The 19,745-nt window shown below is 67.6% G+C and carries 18 protein-coding genes; 15 read left to right on the forward strand and 3 right to left on the reverse strand.

Annotated elements, in window-relative coordinates; all coding sequences use genetic code 11:
- Nucleotides 1–13 precede the first annotated feature (13 nt).
- The 3 genes from K8P10_RS01485 to K8P10_RS01495 are packed head-to-tail and all read right to left on the reverse strand — an operon-like array spanning nt 14 to nt 3,125.
- Nucleotides 14–1,231: an acyl-CoA dehydrogenase family protein gene (locus K8P10_RS01485; RefSeq protein ID WP_224780044.1), complete on the reverse strand. Its 1,218-nt coding sequence runs from the start codon at nt 1,229–1,231 to the stop codon at nt 14–16.
- A 38-nt stretch (nt 1,232–1,269) separates the two neighbouring features.
- Nucleotides 1,270–2,154, reverse strand: a complete 885-nt coding sequence (locus K8P10_RS01490; protein WP_224780045.1) for an amidohydrolase family protein — start codon at nt 2,152–2,154, stop codon at nt 1,270–1,272.
- 44 nt (nt 2,155–2,198) lie between these two features.
- The gene (locus tag K8P10_RS01495; RefSeq protein ID WP_224780046.1) at nt 2,199–3,125 is read right to left on the reverse strand and encodes an SDR family NAD(P)-dependent oxidoreductase; all 927 of its coding nucleotides are present in this window, start codon (nt 3,123–3,125) and stop codon (nt 2,199–2,201) included.
- A gap of 204 nt (nt 3,126–3,329) precedes the next feature.
- On the opposite strand from K8P10_RS01495, the gene K8P10_RS01500 reads away from it, so the two are divergent.
- The 15 genes from K8P10_RS01500 (at nt 3,330) to K8P10_RS01570 (ending at nt 19,744) form a co-directional block, all read left to right on the forward strand.
- Complete coding sequence (locus K8P10_RS01500; RefSeq protein WP_224780047.1) at nt 3,330–4,958, forward strand: ABC transporter substrate-binding protein; 1,629 nt, start codon at nt 3,330–3,332, stop codon at nt 4,956–4,958.
- Complete coding sequence (locus tag K8P10_RS01505) at nt 4,955–5,914, forward strand: ABC transporter permease (RefSeq protein ID WP_224780048.1); 960 nt, start codon at nt 4,955–4,957, stop codon at nt 5,912–5,914. Before K8P10_RS01500 ends, K8P10_RS01505 begins: the two co-directional genes overlap by 4 nt.
- Nucleotides 5,914–6,798: an ABC transporter permease gene (locus tag K8P10_RS01510; protein ID WP_224780049.1), complete on the forward strand. Its 885-nt coding sequence runs from the start codon at nt 5,914–5,916 to the stop codon at nt 6,796–6,798. Before K8P10_RS01505 ends, K8P10_RS01510 begins: the two co-directional genes overlap by 1 nt.
- A complete protein-coding gene (locus K8P10_RS01515) occupies nt 6,798–8,582 on the forward strand; it encodes an ABC transporter ATP-binding protein (RefSeq protein WP_224780050.1) in 1,785 nt (594 codons plus the stop codon). The genes K8P10_RS01510 and K8P10_RS01515 overlap by 1 nt, the downstream gene beginning before the upstream one ends.
- Nucleotides 8,563–9,714: a serine hydrolase domain-containing protein gene (locus tag K8P10_RS01520; RefSeq protein WP_224780051.1), complete on the forward strand. Its 1,152-nt coding sequence runs from the start codon at nt 8,563–8,565 to the stop codon at nt 9,712–9,714. Before K8P10_RS01515 ends, K8P10_RS01520 begins: the two co-directional genes overlap by 20 nt.
- A gap of 53 nt (nt 9,715–9,767) precedes the next feature.
- A complete protein-coding gene (locus K8P10_RS01525; protein ID WP_224780052.1) occupies nt 9,768–10,652 on the forward strand; it encodes a TetR family transcriptional regulator C-terminal domain-containing protein in 885 nt (294 codons plus the stop codon).
- Between the two features lie 52 nt (nt 10,653–10,704).
- Complete coding sequence (locus K8P10_RS01530) at nt 10,705–11,601, forward strand: 3-keto-5-aminohexanoate cleavage protein (RefSeq protein ID WP_224780053.1); 897 nt, start codon at nt 10,705–10,707, stop codon at nt 11,599–11,601.
- The gene (locus K8P10_RS01535; protein ID WP_224780054.1) at nt 11,598–12,587 is read left to right on the forward strand and encodes a 3-hydroxyacyl-CoA dehydrogenase NAD-binding domain-containing protein; all 990 of its coding nucleotides are present in this window, start codon (nt 11,598–11,600) and stop codon (nt 12,585–12,587) included. The genes K8P10_RS01530 and K8P10_RS01535 overlap by 4 nt, the downstream gene beginning before the upstream one ends.
- A complete protein-coding gene (locus tag K8P10_RS01540; protein WP_224780055.1) occupies nt 12,584–13,027 on the forward strand; it encodes a thioesterase family protein in 444 nt (147 codons plus the stop codon). The genes K8P10_RS01535 and K8P10_RS01540 overlap by 4 nt, the downstream gene beginning before the upstream one ends.
- Before the next feature lie 124 nt (nt 13,028–13,151).
- Complete coding sequence (locus K8P10_RS01545) at nt 13,152–13,910, forward strand: IclR family transcriptional regulator (RefSeq protein ID WP_224780056.1); 759 nt, start codon at nt 13,152–13,154, stop codon at nt 13,908–13,910.
- A gap of 94 nt (nt 13,911–14,004) precedes the next feature.
- Nucleotides 14,005–15,075, forward strand: a complete 1,071-nt coding sequence (locus K8P10_RS01550; protein ID WP_224780057.1) for an ABC transporter substrate-binding protein — start codon at nt 14,005–14,007, stop codon at nt 15,073–15,075.
- A complete protein-coding gene (locus K8P10_RS01555; RefSeq protein WP_224780058.1) occupies nt 15,072–15,923 on the forward strand; it encodes an ABC transporter ATP-binding protein in 852 nt (283 codons plus the stop codon). The genes K8P10_RS01550 and K8P10_RS01555 overlap by 4 nt, the downstream gene beginning before the upstream one ends.
- Nucleotides 15,916–16,704 (forward strand): ABC transporter permease, encoded by a 789-nt coding sequence (locus tag K8P10_RS01560; RefSeq protein ID WP_224780059.1) that lies wholly within the window; start codon nt 15,916–15,918, stop codon nt 16,702–16,704. The genes K8P10_RS01555 and K8P10_RS01560 overlap by 8 nt, the downstream gene beginning before the upstream one ends.
- Nucleotides 16,701–18,413 carry a dihydroxy-acid dehydratase gene (locus K8P10_RS01565; RefSeq protein WP_224780060.1) on the forward strand — a complete coding sequence of 571 codons (1,713 nt, stop codon included), beginning with the start codon at nt 16,701–16,703 and terminating at the stop codon, nt 18,411–18,413. Before K8P10_RS01560 ends, K8P10_RS01565 begins: the two co-directional genes overlap by 4 nt.
- Nucleotides 18,410–19,744, forward strand: coding sequence for an FAD-dependent oxidoreductase (locus K8P10_RS01570; protein ID WP_224780061.1), 1,335 nt, complete (start codon nt 18,410–18,412; stop codon nt 19,742–19,744). The genes K8P10_RS01565 and K8P10_RS01570 overlap by 4 nt, the downstream gene beginning before the upstream one ends.
- The last annotated feature ends 1 nt before the right edge of the window (nt 19,745 follow it).

Raw genomic sequence — 19,745 nt, forward strand, 5'->3', positions numbered from 1 at the left:
AGGGCCTCAGCGCTCACACGAACGCGGACACGCCCGTCAGGGCGCGTCCCACGATGAGCGAGGTGACCTCGTGCGTGCCCTCGTAGGAGTACACGGCCTCGGCATCGGCGAAGAAGCGGGCGACGTCATAGTCCACCACGATGCCGTTGCCTCCGACGAGTTCGCGGGCGAGCGCTGCCGACTCCCGAGCGTGGAGCGAGGTCCACATTTTCGCGAGCGATGAGCTCGCATCGCTGAGCACTCCGCGGTCCTGCGCCGCGGACAGCCCCGTCACCATGCCGAGAGAGGCGGTGAGATTGCCGAGGATTCGCGCCAGTTTCTCCTGGATGAGCTGGAAGCTCGCCAGCGGCCGGCCGAACTGCTCTCGTTCTCGGACGTACCGGACGGCGCCCTCGAGTGCGCCGGCCTGCAGGCCCGCGGCGATCCAGGCGACGTCCGACCGGAGGGGGCGCATGATGGCGGCGACGTCCCTCCAGGAGTTGATCTTCTGCAGGCGGGAGGATTCGGGCACGCGCACCCCGTCGAGCGTGATGTGCGAGTTCTGCATCGGTCGGAGCGAGATCTTGCCGCCGATGACCTCCTGACTCACCCCGGGCGTCTCTCGCGGTATGAGGAAGCACTTGATCTCTCCATCCGCGGTATCGCGGGCGAAGACAGCCAGACCGTCGGCGGAGGTCGCCCCGCCGATCCAGCGCTTGGCGCCGTCGATGACCCAGGAATCGCCGTTGCGGGTCGCTGTGGTGGCGAGACCGCCCGCGATGTCGGAGCCGTGGTCGGGCTCCGTGAGCGCGAACACGCCGCGGTAGTCGAAGCTGCGAATCCTCGGGTCGAGGTCGGCGACTTGCTCAGCGGAACCGCCCATGCGCACCGTCGAACGGAAGAGACCGGACTGGGCGTTGTACACGGTCGCGACGGAGACATCGGTGCGGGCCAGCACGAAGTTCCGGAACCCGCTGAACATCGTCGACGCCGCTTCTTCGGCGCTGACGCCCTGAGGCGCCATCAGGTCGAGCGGGGCGAGCGCATCGAGGATGCCGGCGGGCATCGTCGCGGAATCCCAGGCATCGTTCACCAGCGGTGCGACGTCGCGCTCGAGTACCTCGTGCAACTGCTCGAGGGCCGTGACAGCGGCGGAGCTGAGGTGCGCGCGTGCGTAGCCGAACGGATCGATGCCGAAGGCGCCCTCCGGTCCGAACTCCGGCGCGCGCAGCGGCTTCGTCGGCGATGACATGGAACTCCTTCGGTCCGGTGGTGCGGGGAGCGGCCGGTTCAGCCGTCGAGACCGAGCAGCCTGACGGCGTTGTGCTTCACGATGCCGGGGAGGGCTTCGGGCTTCAGATCCGTCAGCTCGATGTCGCGGAGCCATCGGTCGGGCGAGAGCATCGGGAAGTCGGAGCCGAAGAGCACTCGATCCTTCAGCAGTGTTCCCGCATTCCGCACGAGCTGCGGCGGGAAGTACTTGGGGCTCCAGCCCGACAGGTCGATCCAGGTGTTGTGCTTGTGGGTGGCCACCGAGATCGCCTCGTCCTGCCAGGGCACGGACGGGTGCGCCATGATGATCTGCAGATCGCCGAAGTCGGCGGCCACGCTGTCGAGGAGCATCGGGTTGGAGAGCCCGAGACGGAGGCCGCGTCCCCCCTTCATGCCCGCACCGATCCCCGTTTGACCCGTGTGGAAGAGCGCGACGACGCCCGCCCGCTCCAGGACCTCGTAGAGGGGGGAGAATCGCTCGTCGCTCGGGTCGAAGCGCTGCACGGTCGGGTGGAACTTGAAGCCGCGAACGCCGCTCTCCTCGATGAGGCGTTGGACCCGGTCCACGGCGTCTGGGAGGTTCGGATCGACCGACCCGAACGGGATCAGCACGTCGTTGTTCGCAGCGGCCCCTGCCGCGATCTCGGCGCTCGAGATCGGTGCGTGCCCGAGATTCGTCGTCGCGTCGACCGTGAACACGACCGCGGCCGTGTTGCGTTCCCGGTAGTACTCGGCGACGGCGTCCAGTCGGGGCTGGAGACCCCCCGTGCTGAAGTACTTCGCGGCGGCCGCGGCGAGGTCGTCTGGCAGCGAGTTGTGTCCGTGAGCGTCCATCTCGATGTGGACGTGCACGTCGATCGCCGTGATCGATGCGACGTCGATGGCGGGTTCGTAGCGGGTCATGGAGGCTCCTTCGGCTCGCGGTCCCGGTGCGGAGGTGCCGGCTGTCAGGCCTGCGGGGGCTGCAGTTCTTCGGGCAGTGGGGGGAACTGCTCGCCGACCGACTGCGCCTGCTCGCCGATCGTCGAGGGGAACTTCTCGGCGAGCGCCTCCGGGGTCCAGCCGCCCTCGTGATATTCGGTGGCCACGGGCTCGGGGTGCGACCAGAGCTGCAGGCGATCGCCGCCGATGCCCACTGCCTGGCCTGTGACGCCTGACGCGTCGTCCGAGGCGAGGTAGGCGATCAGGGGGGCGACGTCGGCAGCGGTTCCGAACCCGAGCGTGTGGCGGAAGAAGTCCGGCATCGCCTCGCCCTGAGCGTCGGCCTCCATCGCAGCGTGGAAGTAGGGCACCGTCGCAGTCATAGCGGTGGCCGCGACCGGGATCACGGCGTTCGCGGTGATGCCGGCCCGCTTCAGCTCCAGTGCCCAGGTGCGCACCATTCCCACGATGCCGGCCTTCGCCGCGGCGTAGTTGGTCTGGCCGAAGTTGCCGCGCTGCCCGGTGGGGGAACCGATGCAGATGATGCGGCCGCCCTCGCCCTGCTCGCGCATCCGCGTGGCGGCCTCGCGCACGCAGGTGAACGTGCCGCGCAGGTGGACGTTGATCACGGTGTCGAAATCGTCATCGCTCATCTTCCAGAGGACCGTGTCGCGCAGGACCCCGGCGTTGGTGACGAGGATGTCGAGGCGCCCGAATTCGGCGAAGGCCGCATCGACGAGCTGCTTCGCCGTCTCGGTGGGGCCCACGGGAGCGACCACTGCTGTCGCTGTGCCACCGGCCGCCTCGATGCTCGCGACCGCATCGGCGGCGGTGTTCTCGTCGACATCATTGATGACGACCGCGGCTCCCTGGCGGGCGAGCTCCTGCGCGTATGCGAGCCCGAGGCCCCGGCCCGATCCCGTGACGATGGCGACTTTGCCGGCGAGTGACATTGAGGCTCCTGACTGCTCTGTGCGGGGTTCGGATCCATTAGCGCAGATTTAATTGAAGTTGTCAATCATTGATGATCTCACACGCGGAGCTCTCGTTCGCACCTAACTTGCGATTGAGACTGATTACTGAACAGGAGAGTTGCGATGAGCGCAATACCTGTCTAGGGTGAAACGGACTGCTCGACGGCAATGAGGGGTGTCGGAATGACTCCAGAAGAACCAGCGAGAAACCCGGACCCCCGAGGGGAGCGTGCGGCCATCGCGCGACGCGCGCCGCTCACCGCGACGCGGCGGGCGGTGCTCGGCGGGGGCCTCGGTCTCGGCCTTATGACGCTCCTCACGGCATGCGGTGGTCGCGCCGTCGCCGGCCCGCAAATCCAGGTGGAGGGGCCGCCGCAGGAGGGCGGGGCGATCAGCATCGGCTTCGTCGGCGGCGGTGCCTCGGATACGCTCGACGGTGCCGTAGCGACGAACCTCGGCGACATCGCCAGGGCCGTGAACCTCTACAGCACCCTGCTCACCTTCGACCACGAGTACGAGCTGCAGCCGATGCTCGCGACCTCGGCCACGCCGAACGACGACGCGACCGTATGGACGGTCGAGCTGCGGGACGGCGTCAAGTTCAGCGACGGGCGCGAGCTCACGCCGCGCGACGTGATCGCGAGCTTCGAGCGCATTGTCGATCCCGAGGATCCGAAGTCCGGTGCCGCGGCGTTCGCCCACCTGGACGCCGTTGTCGAGACCGGACCCCGCACGGTGGAGTTCCGTCTGTCGCGGTCCGATACGGCGATGGATCAGCAGTTCGCCATGTACAACTGCATCATCGTGCCAGCCGACTTCGACCTGGCGAAGCCGGTCGGCACCGGCCCATTCATGCTCGAGAGCTTCACCGCTGCGCAGTCGACCGTGCTGCGACGCAATCCGCACTACTGGGGAGACGACGGTCCGTATCTCGACGAGGTCACCCTGCTCAACTTCAACGACACCGACGCGCTCATCAACGCGCTCCTGTCGAACCAGGTCGACGCCGTCGCGCAGATCCCCCCGGCCCTCGTCGAGGTGCTCGAGGCGGACGAGCGCATCAACATCCTCGACTCCGAGACGGGCGCGTACCTGCCGTTCACCATGCGGGTGGACCGGGAGCCGTTCGACGATGCCCGGGTGCGCGAAGCGTTCCGGCTCGCCGTGGACCGGGAGGGTATGGTCGAGCAGGTGCTCTCGGGGCGGGGCACCGTCGGCAACGACATGTACGCCGTGTTCGACGCCGCGTACCCCGCGGACCTGCCGCAGCGCACTCAAGACATCGTTGCAGCGCGGCAGCTGCTCGCCGAGGCGGGCTACCCCGACGGCGTCGACGTCGAACTCGTCACCGCACCGATCCAGTCAGGTGTGGTCGAGGCCGCACAGGTGTTCGCCGAGCAGGTCGCCGAGGCCGGGATCCGGGTCAAGATCAACCGGATGGACCTCACGGCCTACTGGACGGACTATCTGAACTACGACTTCTCGCAGACGTTCTGGTACACCCGGAGCTTCCTGCCGCAGACGCTCGCGGGCATGCTGCCCGACGCGCCGTTCAACGAGACCGGCTGGGACGACCCCGAGTTCATCGCGCTCATCGAGGAGGCACGTGCCGAAACGGACGACGCGCGTCGCGACGAGCTCACGCGGAGCGCCCAGGAGATCCTCTACGACCGCGGCGGACTGATCGTCTGGGGATTCGCGAATCAGATCGACGCGTACCAGAGCTACCTCGGCGGTCTCGTCCCTGATCGCAGCGGACTCCCGCTCTCGGGTTTCAAACTGCACGAGGTGTGGATCGGAGACGTCGCATGATCTTCAGGCTCATCGTCCAACGACTGACCGTCAGCATCCTCATCCTGCTGGCGATCTCGCTCATCATCTTCTTCGCCACCACCCTGCTGCCAGGCGATCCCGCAAAGGCGATTCTCGGCCAGCAGGCCACCCCCGAGCGGCTTGAGGCGCTGCGCGCGCAGATGCAGCTGAACGATCCGCCTTGGGTGCGGTACGGGGCCTGGCTCGCCGGTCTCGTGACGGGGGACCTCGGCGTCTCGGTAGCTTCGGGCCAGTCGGTCGCCTCGCTCCTCGGCGATCGGTTGAGCGCCTCGGTGTTCTTGATGGCCGCCGCCGCGATCATCAGCATCCCCGCCGGGATCCTTCTCGGCATCTGGTCGGCGCTCCGCCGTGGGCGCGCCGCCGACACAGCGGTCACCGGCGTCTCGCTCGTGCTGGCGGCACTGCCCGAGTTCGTGATCGGTATCGCGCTCGTGGCGACGTTCTCCACGACGGTGTTCCAACTGCTCCCCGCCGTCACGATGGCGCCGCCCGGCACGAGAGTGTGGGACTTCCCGAGCCAGCTCATCCTGCCGACGCTGGTCCTCGTCCTCGTGGTGACGCCGTACATCGCCCGCATGATGAGGGCGACCATGCTCGAAGTGCTCGAATCGGGGTACGTCGAGATGGCGAGGCTCAAGGGCGTGCCCGAGCGGCGGGTGATTCTGCGCCATGCGCTGCCGCACGCGATCGGGCCCGTGGCGCAGGTTGCGGCGATCCAGCTCGCGTGGCTCGCCGGAGGCGTCGTCGTAGTCGAGTTCCTCTTCCGTTTCCCTGGCGTCGGGCAGGCGCTCATCGATGCGGTGAACTACCGAGACGTGCAGGTCGTGCAGGCGATCACGATGCTCGTGGCGGTCGTCTACATCGTGGTGAATCTGCTGGCCGATGTCGTCGGGATCCTGGCCAATCCGAAGCTGCGCACCGGAGGTGTCGAGTGATGTCCGAGATCAGCGTGCAACCCCGCGACGCCGGCGATGCGGTGACGCGTAGCACGGTCCTGACCCGGTTCTGGGCCCAGGGCCAGGCCAAGATCGGCGTCGCGCTCACGGCGGTCGTCGTGATCCTCGCCTTTTGCGGTCCACTGCTCCTGCCGTGGGCGACGGGATACTCCGCGACCGAGTTCGCGGCGCGTCCGTTCCAGGAGGCCGGCGTCTTCGGTACCGACAACCTCGGGCGCGACGTGCTCTCCCGCTTCCTCGCGGGCGGTATGTCGCTCATTCTCTACTCGGTGCTCGCGACCGTTTTCGGTCTACTGCTCGGGGTGCTCTTCGGCATGGTGTCCGCGTACGTCGGCGGCTGGCTCGACTCCGTGATCATGCGGGCGAACGACGTGCTCCTCGCGATTCCGCAGCTCGTGTTCGCGCTGCTCGCGATCACGGTGCTCGGCCCGCAGCCCTGGGTCCTGGTCGCGGTGATCGCGATCACCCACGCGCCGCGCATCGCGAGAGTGGCCCGTTCCGCCGCGCTCGACGTCAAGGGCGAGGACTACATCCTCGCCGCTGAGATGTACGCGATGCCGAGGTGGCGGGTGCTATTCCGCGAGATTCTGCCGAACATCACGGGGCCGCTCGCCGTCGAGGCCGGCCTCCGGTTGACGTACTCCATCGGCGCGATCGCCTCGCTGTCCTTCCTCGGACTCGGCATGCAGCCGCCCGCAGCCGACTGGGGGCTCATGATCAACGAGAATCGCATCGCGCTCGCGGTCCAGCCGTGGGGCGTCATGCTCCCGGTGCTGGCGATCGCGGTACTCACGATCGGCACGAACCTCATCGCGGACTCGATGGCTCGGGCCTCCGCCTCCCGGAACATAGGAGATGCATGATGGCGAACTCACCAGCGAAATCGGCCGCACCTGCGCGGACGGCGAGCGGCGCTCCGATGCTCAAGGGCTCCGCCTGGCACGCACAGGTCACCTCGGGCGGCAACGTGCTCGAGATCGACGATCTCTGCATCGAGACGACGACGGGCCGGCAGATCATCCAGCACGTGAACCTCGACCTGCGCCCGGCTGAGATGCTCGCGCTGGTGGGGGAGTCGGGATCAGGCAAGACGACCGTCGGCCTGACCGCGCTCGGCCGGATCCGACCGGGACTCGTCCACACCGGAGGAACGGTGACGCTGTACCCGTCGAACAGCGTCGACTCCGCAGAGATGACCGGGCTCGACGACCGCGCCGCTCGGCGTCTGCGGGGGTCCCGGGTCTCGTACATCCCGCAGGATCCGGCGCTGTCGCTCAATCCGAGCATGCGCGTCGGCGATCAGATCCGGGAGGTGCTCGATATCCACGGCTTCGGTGCGAATCGCGAGGAGCGCGAGGAGCGCGTCCGCGGTGTGCTCCGCGAGGTCGGTCTCCCGGACGACGATGCGTACCAGCGACGCTGGCCGCATCAGCTCTCGGGTGGACAGCAGCAGCGGATCGGCATCGCGATGGCGTTCGCCATGTACCCCGACCTCCTGGTGCTCGATGAGCCCACCACCGGTCTCGATGTCTCGACGCAGGCGCTCGTGCTCGACACCATCCGCGACATGACGGTGAAGAACAACGTCGCGGGCCTGTACATCACCCACGATCTGGCGGTCGTCGACGAGATCGCCGACCGGGTCGCCGTCATGCTGCAGGGCGAACTCGTCGAGGAGGGAACGACCTCCGAGGTGCTGCGCGACCCGAAGCACCGATACACGAAGACGCTGCTCGCCGCGGTGCCCGATCTCGCGGGCCGCAATCGCATCAGCAGATTCGAGGAGACCAAGCAGAAGGTCGCCGAGGCGGGGACCGCCGAGCTCTCGCTGCTCACCCTGCGCCGCGAGGCGGGAGCTCCTCCGACCGAGGCGATCCCGACGTTCGCGGCAGGGGAGCCGGTGCTCGAGGTGCGCGACGTCTCGGTCGCGTACGGGGCGAAGCGCGTGCTCGATGGGATCGACCTGACGCTCCGGACGGCGGAGTGCACCATGCTGCTCGGGGAATCAGGATCTGGCAAGACGACGCTCTCCCGGTCGATCGCCGGGCTGATCGACCGGTGGACCGGTGAGATCGGCTATCGCGGTCAGTCGCTCGCGCCCTCCACGCGCAAGCGAACGGTGCAGCAGCGGCAGGAGGTGCAGTACATCTTCCAGTCCCCGTTCTCGTCGTTGAATCCCAGGCGCACCCTCGGCGAATCCCTCGGGGTCCCGCTCGAGATGACGGGCGGCCTCAGCGCGGCTGAGCGACGCGAGCGCGTTGAGGAGGCGCTGGATGCCGTGCGTCTCGGCCGTCGGTTCATCGACCGCAGGCCGGGTGACCTCTCCGGCGGCGAGCGGCAGCGCGCCGCCATCGCGCGTGCGCTCGTGAACACCCCGAAGGTGCTCATCTGCGACGAGATCACCTCGGCACTGGACGTCTCGGTGCAGGCGAGCATCATCGACCTGCTGACCCGCCTCCGCGAGGAGCGGGGCCTTTCGATGCTCTTCGTGACGCACAACATCGCGCTCGCGCGCCACGTCGCCAAGCGGATCGCGGTGCTCAACCAGGGCGTCATCGTCGACGAGGGGCTCACCGACGATGTCCTGAGACGGCCGACCCACCCGTACACGAAGGAGCTGCTCGCCAATGTCCCCACGCTCGAGTGATCCGAAAGAGCGCCTGAGCCGCGTCTTCACCGACCATGTCGACGCAGGCGAGGGCGGCATGTCCTTCGTCGCGTACCGGCACGGCGCACCCCTCGTGAGCCTGCACGGCGGCAGCACGAGCCGGAACGGCGACGATTCTTGGTGCGAGGACACGCTCGCCGTGATGTTCTCGGGCACCAAGGGGCTGACCGCTACCGTGGCCGCGATCCTGGTGGACCGCGGACTCCTGGACCCCGATGCGCCGGTCGCCGAGTACTGGCCGGAGTTCGCCGCTGCGGGCAAGGCGGATGCGCGCGTCAGCCACGTCCTCTCGCACACCGTCGGACTCCTGTTCGTGGACCCCGACCCCTCCGGAGACGCCGAGCGTCTCGACAACGCGCTCATGGCGGATCGTCTCGCTGCGCAGGCCCCGATGTGGGAGCCGGGTACACGCGTCGCCTACCACGCGATGACCTACGGCTACCTCATGAGCGAGATCGTGCGCCGGGCGTCCGGTGGCGCGACGGTCGGCCAGCTGATCCGGAGCGAGATCGCCGAGCCGTTCGGGCTCGATCTCCATCTCGGCCTCCCGGAATCGGAGGAGGGACGCGTCGCGCCCGTCTTTCAGGCCTCGGGCTACCGCATTTCCACGTTCCTCGAGAACGATCCAGAGCGTCGCGCGATCGTGAACCGCATGTACGGGAGTGCGCTCACCGCGAGCGACTCCCCGTTCAACACCCGTGCGCTCCACGCGGCCGAACTCTCGGCAGGCGGAGGCATCGGCACGGCCGATGCGATGGCGCATCTCTACGCGCTGCTCACCTCAGACGATGCGCCGATCGTCTCGCGCGCAACGCTGGAACGCTGCACGCGGGAGTGGTCTGCCGGGACCGACGTCATCAACGATCGCCCTGTGCGGTTCGGGCTCGGGTACGAACTCGACGATCCCATCGGCACGTACGGTCCCGTCCGTCCCGCGTTCGGGCACACCGGTGCCGGTGGTGGCCTGCACGGCGCCTGGCCCGAACGAGGCATCGCGTTCTCGTTCCTGACGAACGAGATGCGCAGTGAAGACGTCGACCGACGCGCGAAAGATCTCCTCGCCGGACTAGCGGAACTCGACGACGCGCACCGGGAGACCGGAGATGCCTGAGCGCCCCGCCCGTCGCGTTGCCGCCCCAGCTGACGCTGACTACGATGCAGACTGTGGCACGAGAGCGGCAGGAGTCCGAGACCTCCCGGGAGTTGCGGCTCCGGGTGCGCGACGGCATCTCCGATTCCGGAATCCCCCAGCGCGAGGTGGCGCGGCGGGTCGGCATGGAGGAGACGAAGCTCTCGAAGTCGCTGCGGGGCACGCGGCGATTCACACCGGACGAGCTGATCGGTATCGCGACCGTGGCCGGCGTCACGGTCAACTGGTTGATGACGGGGTCGGACTCCGCCGACGGCCCGTCCGCAGCACCGGATCCGGCGATTCTCCCCGGGCGGATCGCGGACACGCCGGATCGCGTGCAGAAGCGCCTCGAGATCCTCGATGCGGCCTGGCACCTGTTCGGGGAACGCGGCCTCCGCGGCACGAGCATCGCGGAGATCGCGGCGCGGTGCGGAGTGAGCAGTTCGGCCGTGCACTACCACTTCGCCAGCAAGCGGGAACTCTTCGCCGAGTGCCTCAGGTACTCCGTGAAGCGGGCCTTCGACCGACAGGTCGCCTCGCTCGAGCCTGGCGAGGGCCACGCGGAGCGTCTGAAGCACCTCGTCGAGCTGCAGCTGCCGACCGGAGCCGAGCTGACGACCGAGTGGTCGATCTGGCTGCAGAGCTGGAGTGCGGTGGTCGTCGGAGCCCTGTCGGAGGAAGACCACGCACAGGCCTACGGGCGCTGGTATCGGACCGTGCGAGACGTGCTCGAGGAGGGGCGCTCCGCTGGAGCGTTCGCCTTCCCGTCGCTCGACGACGTCACGATGATCCTCACCGCGCTCATCGATGGACTCGGAGTCAAAGTGCTGGTCGGCCTGATCAGCGCCGACGAGATGCGGGATCAGGTGCATCGGTGCATCGACCGCACGATCGTCGCCCACGCGCCACCGGACTGAGGAACCCTTCCTCGGCCCGATCGACCACCCGCATCGGAAAGGGGAAGAAACCATGAGTCGTCCAGTAATCCTGACCTGCGCCCTCACGGGAGCCGGAGACACGACGGGGAAGAGCGAGCACGTACCGGTCACGCCCGAGCAGATCGCCGCAGACGCGATCGCCGCGGCCCGCGCCGGCGCCTCGGTCGTCCACATCCACGTACGCGACGTCGAGACGGGGCAGGGGTCCCGCGACGACGCCCTCTATCGCGAGGTCGTGCGCATCGTGGGCGAGAGCGACGTCGACCCCGTCATCAACCTGACTGCGGGGATGGGTGGGGACCTGTTCGTCGATCCCTCGAACCCCACTACCCACCTGCCGGGTACCGATCTCGTGAGCGGACTGGAGCGTCTGTCGCACGTCGAGGAGCTGCGGCCGGAGATGTGCACCATCGACTGCGGCTCGTTGAACTTCGGCGAAGGCAGCCAGCTCTACGTGAGCACCCCGGACATGCTGCGTGAGGGCGCGGCGCGCATCCGGGAGCTCGGCGTGAAGCCCGAGATGGAGATCTTCGACACGGGCCAGCTCTGGTTCGCGAACGTGATGGTGGAGGAGGGGCTCTTCGCGCCGCCGCCGCTGTACCAGCTCTGCATGGGGATCCCGTACGGAGCGCCGGCCGACACGGGGCTGCTGCACGCGATGGTGAACATGCTGCCTGAGGGAGCCGAGTTCACGTCTTTCGCGCTCGGACGGAATCAGATGAAGTGGGTCGCCCAGTCGGTGCTCCTCGGCGGGCACGTCCGCGTCGGATTGGAGGACAACCTCTACCTCAGCAAGGGCGTCAAGGCGACGAACGCGCAGCTCGTGGAGCGCGCGGCGGGCATCATCGGCGACCTCGGCGAAGCCGTCGCGACTCCGGATGAGGCTCGGGAGATTCTGCAGATCGAGCGCGGAGGGAGCAACCGATGACGGAGACCGCGAATGAGGCGGTGCTCACCACCCCGCCTCCCCGCATGGAGGACATCCGCACCGTCGCCTGCGTCGGCATCGGCACGATCGGGGGCGGCTGGGCCGCCTACTTCCTGGCACGGGGCTACCGTGTCCAGGCGTGGGATCCTGCCCCGGACGCCGAGGAACGGGTGCGAGCACTGATCGCCGCCGCGTGGCCCGCGCTGACGCAGCTCGGCCTCGCTGAGGGAGCCGATCCCGAGAACATCAGCGTCCACAGCGATCTCGGTGAGGCCCTGGCTGGCGTGCAGTTCGTGCAGGAGAACGCCCCAGAGGTGCTCGAGATGAAACGACGGCTGCTCGCGGAGATCGACGCGGCTGCGCCGCCCGAGGCGATCATCGCCTCATCGACCTCTGGGTACTCGATGACCGAGATGGCACTGGAGACGGTGCGACCCGAGCGGCTCGTCGTCGGCCATCCGTTCAACCCGCCGTACCTGATCCCGCTCGTCGAGGTCGTGGGCGGGGAGCGTACCGCGCCGGAGGCCGTGGAGTGGGCCTCGCGTTGGTACGAGCACATCGGCAAGTCGGTCATCACGATGGACCGCGAAGTTCCGGGGTTCATCGCGAACCGGCTGCAGGAGGCGCTGTGGCGGGAGGCGCTGCACATGATCGCCAACGGCGAGGCGACGGTCGAGCAGATCGACCGCTCCATCGTCGATGGGCCCGGCCTCCGCTGGCCGGCGCAGGGGCCCATGCTCACCTTCCATCTCGCCGGAGGCCCGGGGGGCATGGCGCACATGCTCGATCACTTCGGGCCGTCGTTGAAATCCCCGTGGACGCGGCTCGAGGCCCCTGAGCTGACCCCCGAGCTGCGGAACTCGGTCGTCGCGGGCTGCGACGACGAGGCCGACGGGCGCACCGTCGCCGATCTCGTCGCCGAGCGGGACCAGGCGATCATCGCGATCCGCAAGGTCGTGGACGGTCTGGGCAGGAACGCACCGTGACCGGGCTCCCCCCGTACCGCACCGGGATCGTCGACGAGTGGATCGACTACAACGGGCACCTCTCCGAGGCGTTCTACGTGCTCATCTTCGGGTATGCCACCGATCAGGTGATGGACGGCATCGGCCTCGACGCCGAAGCCCGTTCGCGCACCGGTTCCTCGCTCTACACGGTCGAGGCGCACATCAGGTATGTGCGTGAGGTCGCCCTCGGCACGGAGGTCGAGGTCGTCTCGACGATCGTGTCCGCCGGAGCGAAGAAGCTGCACCTCGCCCACGAGATGCGCGTCGCCGGAGAGGTTGTCGCCACAGAGGAGCTCATGTGCCTCCACGTGTCGGGCGAGCCGGCTGCCACCGCCCCGTTCCCGGAAGACGTGGCGGATCGGATCGCTGCGGTCTCCGGGGCCCGCGCGCCCGAATGGGTGGGGCGGTCGATCGGGTGAGCGTTCGGGGTGGGGCGTGGGCCCGCGCTCGCCCCGCCCCGCCCGCGAGTGCCTCCCGCCGCACTCGATAGGCTGCTGAGCAGCTGGTCGCTCGGTCGCGCTGGTGTTTCGAAGGGGAATCCGCATGCGTAACTCTGATGGCAAGAGCGTGGTGGCGCGGGTCGCTGCGATCCTGAACGCATTCACCTCGGACGCCCCGCAGCGGCACATCAGGGCGATCAGCGAGGACACGGGGATCCCGCTCTCAACCTGCCACCGACTCGTCGATCTCCTCTGCCAGGAAGGCTTCCTCGAGCGCGGCGCGGATGGCAGATACGAGATCGGGTTGTCGCTCTGGGAAATCAGCTCGCGAGCGGCCGGCGCGTCCGAGATCAAGAAGATCGCGCTGCCGTTTATGCGCGACCTCAGCACTGTCACGCAGCACCCGGTTCACTTGGCGGTGCGCAACGGGAGCGAGTGCGTCTTCATCGAGCGCATGGCTCCCGTGGGAGAAGAGTGGACGCGACCCGAGGTGGGGTCGCGGTATCCGCTCCACGTGACGTCCGTCGGGCTGATCCTTCTTGCCCATGCGTCTGCTGGCATTCAGAACGAGTACCTGTCGCGCGCCCTCGAGTCGCCCACCGACTTCACCGTCACCGATCCCGCGATTCTGCGGCGTTCGCTCGCCGACATCCGCGACCACGGCTTCGCCGTCAGCGACCGGCAGATTCGCGCCGACGCGTTCTCGGTGGCGGCCCCCATCGTCGACGGACGGAAGAACGTCATCGCGGCGCTCTCGGTGAACACCCCGTCCGGCAATCTGAAAGAACAATCGATGGCGCACGCGGTACAGATGACCGCCCGCGCCATCTCTCGAGCTTGGCCGACGGATACGCACCACTAGTCGATGTTTCTCATTCAGTGAAACGTCGGTAGGTGACGCGCGAGCAGCTTGCGATCCTCGGAGAGATTCCTCATTCAATGACGAAAGGAAAATCATGCATGCTCCCCCTTCTGGCGCGGGACTGTCTCGCCGGTCACTTCTTGCCGGTGCCGCGGGGTTCGGTGGTCTCGCCGCGCTCGGATTTCTGACCGGGTGCGCCGGTGGGGCCGCTTCCAGCGGCGCGAGCGTGAGGCCGTTCACGTACCTCAGCTACCTGCCCATGGAAACGCTCTCCGTGGCTCCCGAACTGCTCGCGCACGCCGGAGGCTACTTCGAGAAGCACGGACTCGACGTCGAGTTCCAGACGACAAAGGGGTCGCCGCAAGCGCTGCAAACGCTCATCTCGGGTGTCGCCCCGCTGACGCGAGTGGGAGCGATCGACGTGATGACCGCTGCCGCAGACGGCCAGCCCCTCATGAATGTCGGCACCATCGTGCACGCCTCGTCGATCCGCGTGCTCTATGCGCAGGACACTCCGCTCGAGAACCCCGAGGACTTCGTCGGCAAGACGGTGGGTGTGCCCTCGGAGGGCGGCACCTCGGACAAGTCGTTGTCGCTCATGCTGCAGCGCGCGGGCATCGATCCCTCTGAGGTCAAGCGACAGGTCGTGGGCCTCGGGCCCGCCACCTTCGAGCTGGTGCGCCGCGGTGACATCGCCGGCTACATGGTGTCGATCGACCAGGCCGTGATGACGATGAAGCAGTTCGCCGGAGAGGCCGAGGCGTTCGACGCGGGTACGCAGGTCAAGTCCGACCTGCAGGTGTACACGGCGACGCAGGAGGGTCTCGACGAGCACGGCGACGACATTCGCAGCTACCTCGCCGCGATTCAGGAGGCCGTCGAGGAGATGATCTCGGACGAGTCCCTGGACGGTGTGCTCGACACGATGCGCAGCGAGTACTCGTTCGGTTCGCTGGACGACGAGGAGGTTGCGAAGGAGGCCCTCTCGCAGGCGAGGGAGCTGTGGACGGCGAACGGGACCGTTCCGGTGCTGCAGTCGAACACCGAAATTTGGGCCGCCGGGTATCAGGAGCTCATCGACGGCGGCATGCTGCCGGTCGGCGCGGAGGACTTGGATCCGACGGAGTGGGTCACCAACGACTTCCTGAGCGGAGAGGCGTCGTGATCGCGTCATCGCTGACCGCGGCCGAGACCGCAGACGATGGGCAGGATCCGGTCCAGGGAGCCGTCGAGATCTCCGTCGCCGGTGTCTCGAAGGAGTATCAGACCGATCGCACCAAGGTCGTCGCCCTGTCCGACATTAATCTCGACATCCGCAAGGAGGAGTTCGTCTCCCTCGTCGGCCGCTCGGGGTGCGGCAAGACGACGCTCTTGCGCACCATGGCGGGCCTGGTGTCGCCGACCGCAGGCAACATTCTCATCGGTGGGCGGCCCCTGTGGAAAGGCAGCGCGGTCGATGCGTCCGTCGTCCGGCGACTCGGCGTCGTGTTCCAGGATGCGAATCTCTTCCCCTGGTACAGCATCGAGGACAACATCGCGCTTCCGCTGAAACTGCGGGGCACGCCCAAGAAGGAGCGGTTGCGGCGCGCGCGAGAGCTCGCCGACCTCGTCGGGCTCGGCGACTTCTTGAAGAGCTACCCGCGCGAACTCTCGGGGGGTATGCGTCAGCGCGCCGCGATCGCGCGCGCACTGAGCGACAACCCCGAGATCCTGCTCATGGATGAACCGTTCGGGGCGCTCGACGCGCTCACGCGGGAGAAGATGAATCTTGAGATCCAGCGCATCGCGCAGTCGACCAGGGCGACTGTCGTGTTCGTGACGCACGACATCGAGGAATCCGTCTTCCTCGGGGATCGTGTCGTGCTGCTGACTCCGCGTCCCGGGCGGATCAGCGACATCAGCGAGATCCCCTTCCCGCGCCCGCGTGGCGCCGAGGTGCAGCGCGCGCCCGAATTCACGAGCGCGGTCGGAGGCCTCCGCCAGCTCCTGCACGTGGAGGATGATGATGCGTAAAGTTCCCTCCATACTGCCCTGGATCACCACGCCGGCACTGCTTATCGTCGTCACTGTGATCTGGGAGGTCGCCGTGCGCACGTTCGAGATCTCTCCGCTGGTGCTGCCAGCACCATCGGTCGTGTTCCAAGAACTGATCGTCGTGCTGCAGACGCCCGTGACCTGGTCGCATATTCAGACCACCATCACCGAGATCGTGCTCGGGTTCACCTTCGGCGTCTTGGCGGGCCTCGTGGTCGGGGTCATCCTCGGGAAGGCACCGCTTATCGAGGCGAGCGTGCGACCGCTGATCATCGCCCTCGAGGTGGTCCCGAAAGTGGCGCTCATCCCGCTCTTCGTCATCTGGTTCGGGTTCGGCATGACCACGAAGGTGATCATCGCCGCGCTCCTCGCCTTCTTCCCCGTCATGCTCAACGTGCTGCTCGGCATCCGGTCGGTGGACCCGGGGCACCGGGATGTCATGCGGTCGGTGAATGCCGGCAGATGGAAGACGTTCACGCACCTCGAGGTGAAGTCGATGATGCCTCACATGTTCGCCGGCATGGAGACGGCCATCGTGCTCGCCGTCATCGGCACGATCGTCGGCGAGTACCTCGCCGGAAGCGAGGGTCTCGGCTATCTCGTCGTGCGGACGCTGAACGAACTCAACGCGCCGGCGCTGTTCGCCGTGATCATCCTGCTCGCCGCGATCGGGTTGATCATGTACTTCCTGGTGACCTCGATGAAGCGCGTGTTCATTCCCTGGCACGAGTCGGTGTACGGACGGAGGGTCGCCGCATGACAACGCTGCGCAGCAATTACGCCCATGGGTCGCCCCGGTGGTTCACTCGACGCACGCAGTGGCGGGCGCTGGGGATCGGCGAGGAGGATCTCGAGAAACCGAAGATCGCAGTGGTGAACTCGTCGTCGAAGCTCGCGCCGTGCTTCACGCACCTCGACGACATCGCTGCAGCGGTGTGCGACCGGCTCGCCGAGTTGGGGGCTGTCGGACTGGAGATCCGTACGGTGGCGCCGACCGACTTCTTAATGGCGGCCGGCAAGCGTGGCGGATACGTTCTTTCGTCGCGCGACCTGCTGGTGAACGATATCGAGGCGCCCGTCGAGGGTGCGCAACTCGATGGCATGATCTGCCTGTCCTCGTGCGACAAGACCACGCCGGCCCATCTCATGGCCGCTATGCGGCTCGATGTGCCGACCGTCGTGGTGCCCTGCGGGTATCAGCGCAGCGGCACCGTCGACCCGGCCGAGCCGGTGGACATCGAGGAGGTGTTCATCCAGGCCGGGCACATCCCGAGCGGTCGCTCGACATTCGAACGCGTGTGCGCGATCAGCGACGCGGCGATTCAGGGGCCGGGCGTGTGCAGCGGCATGGGCACGGCGAACACCATGCACTGCGTGGCCGAAGCCCTCGGTATGACGGTTCCGGGTGCGGCACCGGTCGCGGCCAACTCCGATCGCATGTGGTCGGACGTGGACCGCGCCTGCGCAGCGATCGTCGATGCCGTGCAGCGGGGGATCACCCCGCGCTCGGTGATGACCGAGTCGGCGATCGAGAACGCCGTGGCGCTGACGCTCGCGATCGGAGGATCGATCAACGCGATCAAGCACCTGCAGGCGATCGCCGCGGAGGGCGGTGTGGCGATCGATGTGACCGAGGCGTTCCACCGCTGGTCGCAGCGCATCGATCCGCTCGTCGCGGTGCGTCCCAACGGGCAGACGACGATCGAGCAGTTCGACGCAGCCGGAGGTGCGCGCGCCGTGCTGCAGCGCCTGTCCGGGGTCATCGACGCCGGCGCGACCACGGTGATGGGCGGACGGCTCGACGACGGTTGGCCGGCGACGGAACCCGGCGACGCGTCGGTCATCCACGCCGTCGACGCGCCGGTCGCCCGGCACTCCCTCATCAACATCGTGTCGGGATCTCTGGCGCCGCACGGTGCGGTGGTGAAGCTGTCCGCCGCCGAATCGCGTCAGACGAGCTTCCGGGGTGAGGCGCAGGTCTTCGCCGACGCGCAGGACGCCATCGCGGCGATCAATGACGGTCGGGTCGTCGTGGGAACGGTGCTCGTGCTCCGTGGTCTCGGACCTCGCGGGTGCCCTGGCATGGGGATGGCGTCGAACGTCGTCTTCGCCCTCAACGGATCCGGCCTGACCCAGGAGGTCGCCGTGGTGACCGACGGTCAGCTCTCCGGTCTCGTCAACAAGGGGATCGTGGCGGGCGAGGTGAAGCCCGAGGGCGTCTGGCCCTCCCCGCTCAGCCTCGTCGAGAACGGGGACACGATCGCGATCGATGTGGAGGCGTCGAGCATCGACCTGCTCGTCGACACCGACGAGCTCGCTCGTCGCGCCGAGCGACCGCCGGCGCCCCGTGAGGAGACGGTGTCGAACTGGCTCGACCAGTACGCCAGTGCCGTGAGCCCGCTGGAGCGCGGCGCGGTGCTCGTCTCGAATGTTCCGAATTCCGCTCCGACTGCGAAGGAGAGCGCATGAGTACGACGACGACCGCCACCACCACACCGGAGCGGGAGCGGGACGATCCACGACGCGTCCGCCTCGACACCCGGGTCAAGGATCCGCGCGAGACCGAGACGCTGTCCGCGGACGTCTGCGTGGTCGGGGCCGGCATCGCCGGCATGTCGGCGGCCCTGACGGCCGCGGAGCTCGGCAGGCGGGTGGTGCTGGTCGACGCGATGCCCACCCTGGGGGGTCAGTGCGCGAACTCGCTCATCGGTCTGTTCTGCGGGGTGTACGGCAACGGCCCCGAGTACCGTCAGCTGACGTACGGGATCTTCCCGCGCATGTTCGAGGCCCTCGCCGAGACCGACGACATCTCGTTCAACTACCGCCACACGATCACCGTCAACTACGACGAGATCGCCGTGGGGCGGTGGTTCGAGAAGGAGGTAGATCGCACCGGTGTGCTGCCGCTCACCGGCGCATCGATCCTCTCGGTCGACAACGACGGCGGGCATATCCGTTCGGTGCAATTCTCGACGCGGTACGGCGTCGTGGGGGTGCGGGCCGACGCGTTCATCGATGCTACGGGTGACGCGGCGCTCGTCTGGGAGGCCGGTCTGCCCTGCCGCGTACCCGAGCGTACGATCTGGGGATCGCAACAGGTGCGGCTCGAGAACCTGGTGCCCGAAGCCGCGCCCGAGCCTGCCGACCTGGTCTCGCGCGTTCGTGAGCGGGGCGACGAGTTCGGCCTGATCAGGCGAGACGGGTTGGCGTTCTTCTTCCCCGGCCGCGATACCGCCGTCATGAATATGACCCACATCGAGTCACCGCTCGATCCCGTGGACGCGTCCACCGCTCAGATTCGGGGCAAGGAGCAGGCGGATCGCGTGGTCGCGTTCTTGAAGGATCAGTTCCCCGATGCGTTCGGCGAGGCGAAGGTGAGGCTCTATGGACTCCCGGGTCGCCGTCAGACCAGGTGGATCGAGTCCCAGCACCAGTTGACGCTCGATGAGGTGCGGAACGGCACCAAGTTCGATGACACCATCGCGCAGACCGCCTGGCCGATCGAGCTCCACGGACACCCTGAGGGGTACACGTGGGACGTCTTCGACTCCGACCACGTGCACTCGGTGCCGCTCCGCTCGATTACGCCGGTGGGGTCCGAGAACCTGCTGGTGGCGGGGCGGTGCGTGGACGGTGACGCCGCCGCCCTGTCGAGCGTGCGCGTCATGGGGCCCTGTGCCGCGATGGGTGAGGCGGCGGCCCACGCCTTCGACCTCACGCTCGGAGAGTCCGTCTCCACGCTCGACTTCGGCGATCTCCGCGCCAGGATCCGTCGCAACATCTCCGACGGGGAAGGATGAT

It is taken from the genome of Leucobacter sp. Psy1 (assembly GCF_020096995.1).
Lineage (GTDB): Bacteria > Actinomycetota > Actinomycetes > Actinomycetales > Microbacteriaceae > Leucobacter.